General features: G+C 74.0%; 9 protein-coding genes. 8 read left to right on the top strand and 1 reads right to left on the bottom strand.

Annotation, left to right across the window (positions count from 1 at the left end; all coding sequences use genetic code 11):
* Window positions 1–372 precede the first annotated feature (372 nt).
* The 6 genes from CGE01nite_RS17420 (at window position 373) to CGE01nite_RS16385 (ending at window position 4,936) form a co-directional block, all read left to right on the top strand.
* Window positions 373–801 (top strand): hypothetical protein, encoded by a 429-nt coding sequence (locus tag CGE01nite_RS17420; protein ID WP_048344236.1) that lies wholly within the window; start codon window positions 373–375, stop codon window positions 799–801.
* A 2-nt stretch (window positions 802–803) separates the two neighbouring features.
* Window positions 804–1,517 carry an ABC transporter ATP-binding protein gene (locus tag CGE01nite_RS17415; RefSeq protein ID WP_229747355.1) on the top strand — a complete coding sequence of 238 codons (714 nt, stop codon included), beginning with the start codon at window positions 804–806 and terminating at the stop codon, window positions 1,515–1,517.
* A gap of 32 nt (window positions 1,518–1,549) precedes the next feature.
* Complete coding sequence (locus CGE01nite_RS16400; protein ID WP_141371737.1) at window positions 1,550–3,646, top strand: hypothetical protein; 2,097 nt, start codon at window positions 1,550–1,552, stop codon at window positions 3,644–3,646.
* A 239-nt stretch (window positions 3,647–3,885) separates the two neighbouring features.
* Window positions 3,886–4,056 carry a 50S ribosomal protein L33 gene (gene rpmG / locus CGE01nite_RS16395; protein WP_013882814.1) on the top strand — a complete coding sequence of 57 codons (171 nt, stop codon included), beginning with the start codon at window positions 3,886–3,888 and terminating at the stop codon, window positions 4,054–4,056.
* An 8-nt stretch (window positions 4,057–4,064) separates the two neighbouring features.
* Window positions 4,065–4,514, top strand: a complete 450-nt coding sequence (locus tag CGE01nite_RS16390) for an FAS1-like dehydratase domain-containing protein (protein ID WP_048344238.1) — start codon at window positions 4,065–4,067, stop codon at window positions 4,512–4,514.
* Window positions 4,514–4,936, top strand: a complete 423-nt coding sequence (locus tag CGE01nite_RS16385) for a MaoC family dehydratase (RefSeq protein WP_082156526.1) — start codon at window positions 4,514–4,516, stop codon at window positions 4,934–4,936. Before CGE01nite_RS16390 ends, CGE01nite_RS16385 begins: the two co-directional genes overlap by 1 nt.
* A gap of 64 nt (window positions 4,937–5,000) precedes the next feature.
* Here the strand turns inward: CGE01nite_RS16385 and CGE01nite_RS16380 are convergent, their stop codons facing one another.
* Window positions 5,001–6,092 carry a LacI family DNA-binding transcriptional regulator gene (locus CGE01nite_RS16380; protein WP_229747356.1) on the bottom strand — a complete coding sequence of 364 codons (1,092 nt, stop codon included), beginning with the start codon at window positions 6,090–6,092 and terminating at the stop codon, window positions 5,001–5,003.
* 272 nt (window positions 6,093–6,364) lie between these two features.
* On the opposite strand from CGE01nite_RS16380, the gene CGE01nite_RS16375 reads away from it, so the two are divergent.
* Window positions 6,365–7,771: an MFS transporter gene (locus CGE01nite_RS16375; protein ID WP_229747357.1), complete on the top strand. Its 1,407-nt coding sequence runs from the start codon at window positions 6,365–6,367 to the stop codon at window positions 7,769–7,771.
* Between the two features lie 35 nt (window positions 7,772–7,806).
* Window positions 7,807–9,063, top strand: coding sequence for an MFS transporter (locus CGE01nite_RS16370; protein ID WP_141371736.1), 1,257 nt, complete (start codon window positions 7,807–7,809; stop codon window positions 9,061–9,063).
* Window positions 9,064–9,206: the final 143 nt, after the last annotated feature.

The raw sequence follows: 9,206 nt of genomic DNA, 5'->3' as shown, positions 1-9,206 counted from the left end.
GAGAGGCCGGACCCTCAGGGTCCGGCCTCTCGCCGTAGACGAGCGTGGCGCCGCTGCATCGCCCATCGAGAAGCCCGGCCTGGAGTGAGGCCCGGACTGCGCGCGTCCCAAGTTGCCCGCGGTGGCGTGCTTGTGTCGATATGCGGAGGGCTGGTTGGATTCGACCCGCATGGCCGCAATGGTGCGGCAGGGCTCGGAGTCGTGGCGGGCCCGAAGTCAGGGGGCGAAGTGCTTGGTGCGGCCGCGGCGCCGCGCCAACGGTGGCTTGTCTGTGGCCATTGTGCGTGGAGTGCCCCCGGACTCCGGGCATGCTCGTCGCCCGCGCCCGGGAACTCTCGTACATCCAGACGACGACACAAAATGGACTCATCGATGAGGAAGTCCCTGACCGGCGCGACCCTGGCGAGTGCGCTGATCCTCGGTGGTGCCACCACCGCGTTCGCCGGCACGCTCCCCTCCTTCTCCACGACCGGAGCTTCTTTCAGCAGCATCACGCAGAGCTTCGACCCGTGGCCGTGCACCTCGGCCTGCAAGAGCGGCAAGTGGAGCGGCTGGAACTGGGCCGGGTACCTCGGCGACACGAAGGAGGATGGGAACAGCGTCAAGATCCAGTCGAAGGTCGACGGCTACAGCTGGTCGGCGGCCACCTACTGGAAGGGTGGCGCCAATACGAGGACGTACTTGAGCTACAAGACCACGGGGGGCGCCGACCCGGCGCAGTCGGGTCAGCTCCACCTGTGCCGGGACCGCGGGTCGCTGCTCCCCGACAACTGCACGAACTCCGCGAAGGCGTACCGCTGACGGTGGGCGCGCTCCTGGTTGCCGACGACGTGGTGGTTCGCTTCGGCGCGACGCCCGCGTTGTCCGGCGCGAGCATGTCGGTCTCGTCTGGGGAGGCTGTCGCGCTCGTCGGGCCGAGTGGCGCGGGCAAGTCGACGCTCCTGCTCTGCCTCGCGGGTCTGGAGCGCCCGAGTGCGGGAGCGGTGCAGTACTCCGGGTCCGACTTAGCGGGCCTGCGCGTCGAGGACCTGGCGCAGCTGCGGCTGCGTGAGTTCGGGTTCGTCTTCCAGGGCGGGGACCTGATGGCGGAGCTGACACTCGCGGAGAACGTCGAGCTGCCCCTGCGCCTTGCCGGCGCGTCGCGGCGCGATGCGAGGGCGCGGGCGTCACGCCTGCTCGACGAGCTCGGGGTCGCCGATGCTGCCGGCCGTCGCCCGGGCGAGGTCTCAGGCGGCCAGGCGCAACGGGCAGCGGTCGCCCGCGCCGTCGCCCACGCGCCCGCGGTGGTCTTCGCGGACGAGCCGACAGGCGCGCTCGACTCCGTCAACGCACGTGCGGTGCTGGAGGTGCTGCTCGCAGCGACGCGCGCGGTCGGGGCGAGCCTCGTCATGGTCACGCACGACCGCTCGCTCGCGACGCTGACGGACCGGGTCCTCGAGGTGCACGACGGCCGCGTCGGTCCGCCGACTGGTGGGCTGCCGTCGGCGGAGCAGCTGTTCGGCGCGGCGTCGTGCTGAGCGACTCCTGGAGCCGCGACCTCGCTGTCGCGATGGTTCGCGACAGTCGCGGGCGGCGTGCACGGGTGCTGTGGGTCGGGACCGCGTCGGTGGCGCTCGCGCTCGTGGTCCTGGCGCACCTGCTCGTCGCGCTGGGTGCCATGCCGAGCCGGTGGTCGACGGTGAGCGCGCAACGGTCGTCGGACGTCGAACCGCTGTTCGTCTGGGACCAGGTCCTGTCGATCGACGACGAACGCGCGCTGAGCGTGCTCCTGCTGCACGCCGACGCGCCGCAGCGGGCACCCGTGCCGCCGGGAGTGGACCACTTCCCGAGGGCGGGCGAGGCGTACGTCTCGCCCGCCCTCGCGGCCGCGCTCGAGGCGGACCCGCGGCTCGCCGGGCGCGTCCCGGGCGCGGTCGTCGGCGTGCTGGCGCAGGATGCGCTGGTGTCGCCGGACCAGCTGCGCGCGGTCGTCGGCGTAGCGGACCCTGGCGGCCTGTACTCAGGCGTGGGCTGGGGCGCGACGGACGTCGACACGCTCGGGCTCCTCCCGGTGCGTCAGTCCCAGCTCGTGCTGACGTTGCTGTGGGGTCTGCCGGCGCTCGTGGTGCTCGCCGCGTGCGCGCAGTCGCACGCCGACCAGGTGCGGACTCACGCGGCCAGGCTCCGGCTCGTCGGCGCTTCCACGCCGCAGGTCCGTGAGCTCATCCGCGCGTACGTCGCACGCGCGTGCCTGCCAGCTGCCGCGTGCGGTGCCGCCCTTGGGACGGCGCTGGTGGTCGGTCTGGCCCGCACAGGCTTGCTGGGCCTCGCGTTCTTCCCGACGAGCGTGCCTATGACCGTCGTGCTGGCGGTCGTCGCGTTCGGGGGCACCGTGGTCGGGATCACGGCGTGGGCCGCGCTGTGGTCCCGGGCGGAGCGGAGCGCGGCGTACCAGACCGTGCGCGAGGTCGGCGGTTCACGAGCGCGCTGGGCCCCGACCGCGGCGGCGGCGGGCGCGCTGCTCCTCGTCGGGATGACGGCCGTGCGGTGGCTCACCGCCGACCAGCGGATGGCGGGTGGAGCGTCGTCGCTGGCGTTTCTCGTGGGCTCGGCGGCGCTCGTGCTCGGCACGGCGCTCGGCGTCGGGTCGTGCGTCCGTCGGTGGTCGGGCCGTCTGCAGTGGCGGCGGCTCGACGTGCTGCTGGCGTGGCGTCAGCTCGCCCACGCACCGACGCCGCTCGTCGTCGCGACGTTCGCCATGACCGCCGTCGCGACCGTGCTCGCCGTGACCTTCGCGGTGCTGCAGGTCCTCGCTGGAACCACGCCGGGCGCGGCCGGTGCCGTGTGGTCGGCGTCGGTCGCGGGGTCGGCGACGCCCGACGCGCGAGCTCTCGTGGATGCCGTGGGCGCCGGGGCGGTGCTCGAGGCGGTGGGGGACGACGAGGTTGTCGTCTGGGGGACGTGCACGGCCCTGGGGGTCGTGTTCGGGGACGTGCAGGCAGCCGACGGCGCCTGCGTCGACGGCCGGACCTACGCCCCGGGTGAGCTCGTGACGGCGCCGTTCGAGGAGCCACCCTCGTTCATGGGCGGCCACGTGCAGGTGCGCACGGTGGACCCCCACACGCAGGCGCTGAGCACGCCCGCCGGCTCGGACATCTACGTCGCCGCCCCGATGGACGACCCGAGCGGCACGCACTCGGCGATCCTGCGCGCGGCGCCGACCGCGACGCTGACACTGCTCTCGGCGGACAGCTCGGTGCTGGTCGTCGTCCCGGCGACCGAGCGGCTGACGTCACGCGCAGCGCTCGCGGGCGGGATCCTGAGCCTGGTCGCCGTCCTGCTCGCAGTCACGCTGTCGCCTGCCGCGGCGGCCAGCGAGCGGCGATTGCGGCGCCTGGGCGCAGGTCCGACGACCTTGCGCCGTCTGGCGGGCAGCCGCGCGGCGCTCACGATGCTCGTCGCGGGGGTAGCCGGGAGCGTGGTGGCACTGCTCGTCGAGCAGGCGTACCTCGCGCTGGGCAGCCTCTACGTGGTCGACGGCGCGACCGCTGCGGGGCTTGTCGTCGTCGTCGCGGCGACCACGGCGGTGGCAGCGCTTGCGGGCCGGGTGCCCACGCCGCGGCGCGGGGCGGCTGCCATCGGGCGGGGCTCTCCCGACGAGGCGTGAGTGTGGGAGGGTCGGCTCGTTGCGCTATCCTTGTCGACGGTCTGTGCGCGGAGCGCGTCGACGGCGTGGCCGACGGTCACGGTGTGCGTGCTCACCGTGCTGCGGCTCCGGCTCGACGCCGCGACCCCGCAGCGCACGTGCAGCAGCAGGGCGCACGTCAGACCGCCCATGACCCACCGGGCACCGCGAGGTGACCGAATAGATCGCATGCGCCGCACGGCGCGAGAGGTGGCAAGACCATGGCCAGCAAGAGCTCGGACGTCCGTCCGAAGATCACGCTCGCTTGCACCGAGTGCAAGGAGCGCAACTACATCACGAAGAAGAACCGTCGGAACGACCCCGACCGTCTCGAGATGAAGAAGTTCTGCCCGCGTGAGAACCGCCACACGCTGCACCGCGAGACCCGCTGACCCTGGCGATGCCGGTCGACACCGGGTACGCCGGGCGCGAGTACGCACCGAACGCCGTCTTCGAGGTCGGTCGTGAGCACCTGCGGTCCTTCGCGGCCGCGGTAGGGGCACAGCACCCCGCTCACACCGACACGGAGGCGGCGCTCGCTTTGGGGTACCCCGACGTGATCGCGCCGCCGACCTTCGCGGTCGTCGTCGCGCAGCGCGCCGAGGCGCAGCTGTTCGAGGACCCCGCCGCCGGGATCGACTTCTCGCGCGTCGTGCACGCCGACGAGCGCTTCACGCACCACCGCCCGATCCACGCGGGTGACCGCCTCGTCACGGTGCTGCACGTCGACTCGATCGTCGAGCGCGCGGGGCTGGCGATGATCACGACGCGCGCCGAGATCTCGGCGGAGGACGGCGAGGCTGTCGCGACCGTCGTCTCGACGCTGGCGGTCCGTCCGGAGGAGTCATGATGGCGCCGCAGCTCGCCGAGCTCGAGGTCGGCCAGGAGGTCGCGCGGGCGCAGGTCGTCGTCGACCGTGCCCGGCTCGTCCGGTACGCCGCCGCCTCGGGCGACTTCAACCCGATCCACTGGAACGAGCGCGTCGCGCGCTCGGTCGGGCTGCCCGACGTCATCGCGCACGGCATGTGGACGATGGGCGCCGCCGTCGGGCCGGTCGCGGAGTGGGCGGGTGACCCCGGGCGCGTCGTCGACTACCAGGTGCGCTTCACGCGTCCGATCCCCGTGCCGGACCCGGGTGACGCGACCATCGATGTGGTCGCGACCGTCGGCGCGCTGGACGAGGCCGCGGGCACCGCGCGCATCGACCTCGCGGTGACGCTCGACGGGCAGCGTGTCCTGGGCAAGGCCCAGGCCGTCGTCCGCCTCGGCTGACACCAGACGTCTGCACCGGCCCCTGGCCGTCCGGCGCCGGTGACGAGCGGGGCGACAGGCCCGTTCAGCGCGGTGCGGGGCCCGTCGTCGTGCCCTGCTGCAGGGCGACCGGGAGCACGACCGGCTCGGGCATGTCGCCCGCGAGCAGGCTCGCGACCGCGCGCCCGACCGTCGCGCCCTTCTCGGCGAGCGGCTGCGCGACGGACGTGAGGACGTCGGGTGCGAGCCACGGCAGGTCGAGCCCGTCGAACCCGGCGACGGACACGTCCTCGGGCACGCGCAGCCCGAGCTCGCGCGCGGCCAGGACCACGCCGGAGGCCAGCAGGTCGGACTGGCACACGACCGCCGTCGGGCGGTCGGGCCGGGACAGGATCGCGAAGCCGGCGGTCTTGCCGTGCTCGACGAGCGAGGCCGGCGTCTCGTAGACGGCGACCGGCGTGATGCCCGCGTCGAGCACGCCGTCGAGCCGCCGACGCGTGACCTGCCAGACGACCTCGTGCCAGCGCTCGGGCGCGACGAAGCCGTCGCCCCGGTGCCGGTCGAACGCGAGCGTGACGCACCCGAACGACTCGTGGCCGAGTGACTGCAGGTGGCGCACGAGCTCGGTCATGCCGCGGCGGTCGTCGAGGCCGACGGTCGCGACGTCGGCCTCGGGGACGCCCTCGACGACGACGGTCGGGACGCCCCGGCGCCGCAGTGCGTCCAGCACGGGGTCGTGCGCGCCCGAACCCCACAGGAGCACGGCCACGTCCATGCCCGCGGAGAGCACGAGCGGGTCGACGGGCGGCTCGGCGGGGTCGCTGGGGCCGGGGATGAGCAGGACGCCGAGGCCCATCTCGCCGAGCGTGCCGACGAGGCCGTCGAGGACCTGGATCGCGACCGGGTCACGGAACGAGCGGCGCAGCGCGTCGCCGACGACGACGCCGACGATGCCCGAGCGGCCGCTGCGGAGCTGGCGGCCGAGCGGGTTGGGGCCGAGGTAGCCGAGGTCAGCGGCCGCCGAGAGCACGCGCTCGCGGGTCGCCGAGGCGATCGGGCCCGCGCCGGAGAACGCGAGCGAGGCCGTCGAGACCGAGACTCCGGCCGCGGCGGCGACGTTGGCGAGGGTCGGGCGCTGGGACGACAGCGGGCACCTCCGGGCTGGCGACTCGGGCACGTGCCGACGGCCGCGGACGATCGTCGGGAGCGGTTCCGACGAGGCCTCGGCGGGTGCCGGACCGCGTCGGTTGACGCAGCGGTCAGCGTACCCGCAGAATGGTCGGCGATCCTCAAATCGATTCGACCACGTCTCCAGCGCTGGCCTCGAATCGATTCGACACCGTTCGGACTCGATCCGACAGAGCCCCGGGCTCGGTCCGACGAAGCACCGACGCGGCCGGATCCGCACCCTGACCCACACGCACCCGAGACCCGGCCCGGAGCAGCACCGTGACCCAGCGCGCCCGCGACGACCACGCCCTCGTCGCCCGCACCCTTGCCGACGACCCCCGGTCCGGTGTGGTCGTCGCGCGCGCACGCCTGCTGCTGCTCGGCCTGTTCGGCCTGCAGGGCATCGTCTTCTCGAGCTGGCTGGCCCGGCTGCCCGCCGTCCGCGACGCGCTCGACCTGACCCCCTCGGCACTCGGGGGCGTGCTGCTGGTCGGTTCGGTGGGCGCGCTCCTGACGGTCACCGTCGCGGGGATCGTCGTGCAGCGATGGGGGAGCCGCGCCGCAGTGGTGGCCTCGACCGCCGCGCTCGCGCTCGCGTACGTGCTCATGGGTGTCGGCCCTGCGCTCGGGTCGGTGTGGCTGCTGTGCGTCGGAGTGTTCCTCAACGGCGTCTCGATCGCGCTCGGCAACGTCCCGCTCAACGTCGAGTCCGCGCGCATCGAACGCGCGATGTCCCGCACGGTGATCCCGCAGTTCCACGCCGCGTACTCGATCGGCGCCGTCGTGGGCTCGGGCCTCGGCGCGCTCGCGTCCCGCTCGGGCGTCTCGCCGGCCGTGCACTTCGGCGCCGTCGCCGTGGTGGCCGTCGTGTGGCGGCTCGCGTCGCTGCGCGGCGTCGTGCTGCCGCCCGGACCGTCCGACGCTCGCGTGCTGACGGTCGAGGTCACGGCCGCCGACGCGCGCACTGATCGCCGCACGCGTGGGGCCGCGGGACGACGCCGCGTCGGCAGCGCACTCGACGCCTGGCGCGAGCCCCGGACGCTGCTCATCGGCGTCGTCGTCATGGCCGCCGCGTTCTCCGAGGGCTCGGCCAACGACTGGCTCTCGATCGCCGTGGTCGACGGCTTCGGGCGGACCGAGGCCGTCGGCGGCGTGGTGCTCGCGCTGTACGTCGCGGCGATGACCGTGGTGCGCCTGGTCGGCACCAGGCTGATCGACCGGTACGGGCGCGTGCTCGTGCTGCGCGTCTCGGGCGTCGTCTCGATCCTGGGCCTGCTGCTCTTCGGCCTCGCGCCGTCGTTCGAGCTCGCGTCGCTGGGCGTCGTCGCATGGGGCTTCGGTGCCGCGCTCGCGGTGCCGATCGGCATCGCCGCGGCCTCCGACGACCCCGTGCGCGCCGCCGGGCGCGTCGCGGTCATCTCGTCGTTCTCGTCCGTGGCCTCGATCGCCGCCCCGCCGCTGCTCGGCCTGGCCGCGCAGTCGATGGGGGCGCGGCACGCGCTCATGCTGATCGCGGTGACCATGGTCGCGAGCGTGTGCTTCGCGCACCGCACCGAGCGTGAGGTCCCCGCCGGCACGACACCGGTCACGGGGCCGTCGCCCGACGAGCACCTGATCCTCGCGACCGCCGCGCCCGTGGCCGCGGTCGACCTCAGCACCGACGACGAGAGGGTTCGCGTACCGTGAGCAGCACTTCGGCCGATGACGTCAGGGAGGGCGGCGTGCGCCTGCGGACCCTTCACGACCCGGTGCGTGCCGCGTCGTTCGCGGTCTTCGCGGTCTTCTTCCTCAGCGGCTTCAACTTCGCGAGCTGGGCGTCGCGTCTGCCCGCCGTCCGCGACGGGCTCGAGCTCTCGGCGGGCCGCATGGGCCTGCTGCTGCTCGTCGGGTCCGTCGGTTCGCTCGTCGCGCTGCCGCTGTCGGGGACGATCATCGAGCACCTCGGCGCGCGTCGGACCGTGCTGTACTCCGCGTTCCTCAACGCGGGCGGCCTGACGCTCGCGGCGGTCGGCGTCGCGGCAGGGTCGATCGCGCTCACCGCCCTCGGTCTCGTGGTGTACGGCGTCGGCACGGGTGTGTGGGACGCCGCCATGAACGTCGAGGGCGCGGTCGTCGAGCAGCGGCTCGGCAAGACCGTGATGCCGCGGTACCACGCCGGCTTCTCGCTGGGCACGGTTGCGGCCGCCGGTGTCGCTGCGGTGGCGGCGTGGCTGCACGTGCCGGTGGTCGTGCACCTGCCTGTGGTCCTCGTGCTGTCGAGCGTCGCGGTGGTGCTGTCGGTGCGCCTGTTCCTCGCCGAGCCCGTCGTCGCGACGAGCGAGGTCGCCGACGCGCTCGAGGCGCCGTCCGGGGCGGGCCGGGCCCGCCGCGCGCTCGCGGCCTGGTTCGAGCCGCGCACGCTCCTGATCGGCCTCGTGGTGCTGGCCGCCGCGCTGACCGAGGGTTCGGCGAACGACTGGGTGAGCCTCGCGGTCGTCGACGGCTTCGAGACTCCGCACGCCGTGGGTGCCGTGGCGCTGGGCGTCTTCCTCGCGGCGATGACGACGATGCGCTGGTTCGGCACCGCGCTGCTCGACCGCTACGGGCGCGTGTTCGTCCTGCGCCTGTGCGCGGTGCTCTCGCTCGTCGGGCTCGCGCTGTTCGGCCTGGCGCCGACGATGTGGCTCGCGCTGGCCGGCATCGTCGCCTGGGGCGCGGGCGCCGCGCTCGGGTTCCCCGTCGGGATGAGCGCCGCGGCCGACGACCCGCTGCGCGCCGCCGCACGCGTGAGCGTCGTGTCGACCATCGGCTACTCGGCGTTCCTCGCGGGTCCGCCGCTGCTCGGCCTGCTCGCGCAGCACGTCGGCTACCGGCACGCGCTGCTGGTGATCCTCGTGCCCGTCGCGCTGGGCATCTTCGTCGCGGGTGCGGCAGCGCCGCTGCGTCGGCACGAGCCGCACGTGGCCGACGAGGCGCCTGCGCCCGTCGACCGCCCGTAGCCTGGACGCATGACCGTCGGCACCACACCCCGCCTCGCTGACCTCACGACGCTCGGCGTCGGCGGACCTGTCGGCCGCTACGTCGAGACGACGACCGAGGCCGAGCTCGTCGACGCGGTGCGCACCGCCGACGAGGCGGGCGA

The sequence above is a fragment of the Cellulomonas gelida genome (genome assembly GCF_006538725.1).
GTDB classification, from domain to species: domain Bacteria; phylum Actinomycetota; class Actinomycetes; order Actinomycetales; family Cellulomonadaceae; genus Cellulomonas; species Cellulomonas gelida.
The sequence above is the reverse complement of the archived record's forward strand: the minus strand, read 5'-3'. Positions and strand labels throughout refer to the sequence as shown.

What these genes read in the sequence shown, in the direction of transcription:
- CGE01nite_RS17420 (WP_048344236.1), top strand. Translation starts at nt 373, where the DNA reads ATGAGGAAGTCCCTGACCGGCGCGACCCTGGCGAGTGCGCTGATCCTC.
- CGE01nite_RS16400 (WP_141371737.1), top strand. Translation starts at nt 1,550, where the DNA reads ATGGTTCGCGACAGTCGCGGGCGGCGTGCACGGGTGCTGTGGGTCGGG.
- rpmG (WP_013882814.1), top strand. Translation starts at nt 3,886, where the DNA reads ATGGCCAGCAAGAGCTCGGACGTCCGTCCGAAGATCACGCTCGCTTGC.
- CGE01nite_RS16390 (WP_048344238.1), top strand. Translation starts at nt 4,065, where the DNA reads ATGCCGGTCGACACCGGGTACGCCGGGCGCGAGTACGCACCGAACGCC.
- CGE01nite_RS16385 (WP_082156526.1), top strand. Translation starts at nt 4,514, where the DNA reads ATGGCGCCGCAGCTCGCCGAGCTCGAGGTCGGCCAGGAGGTCGCGCGG.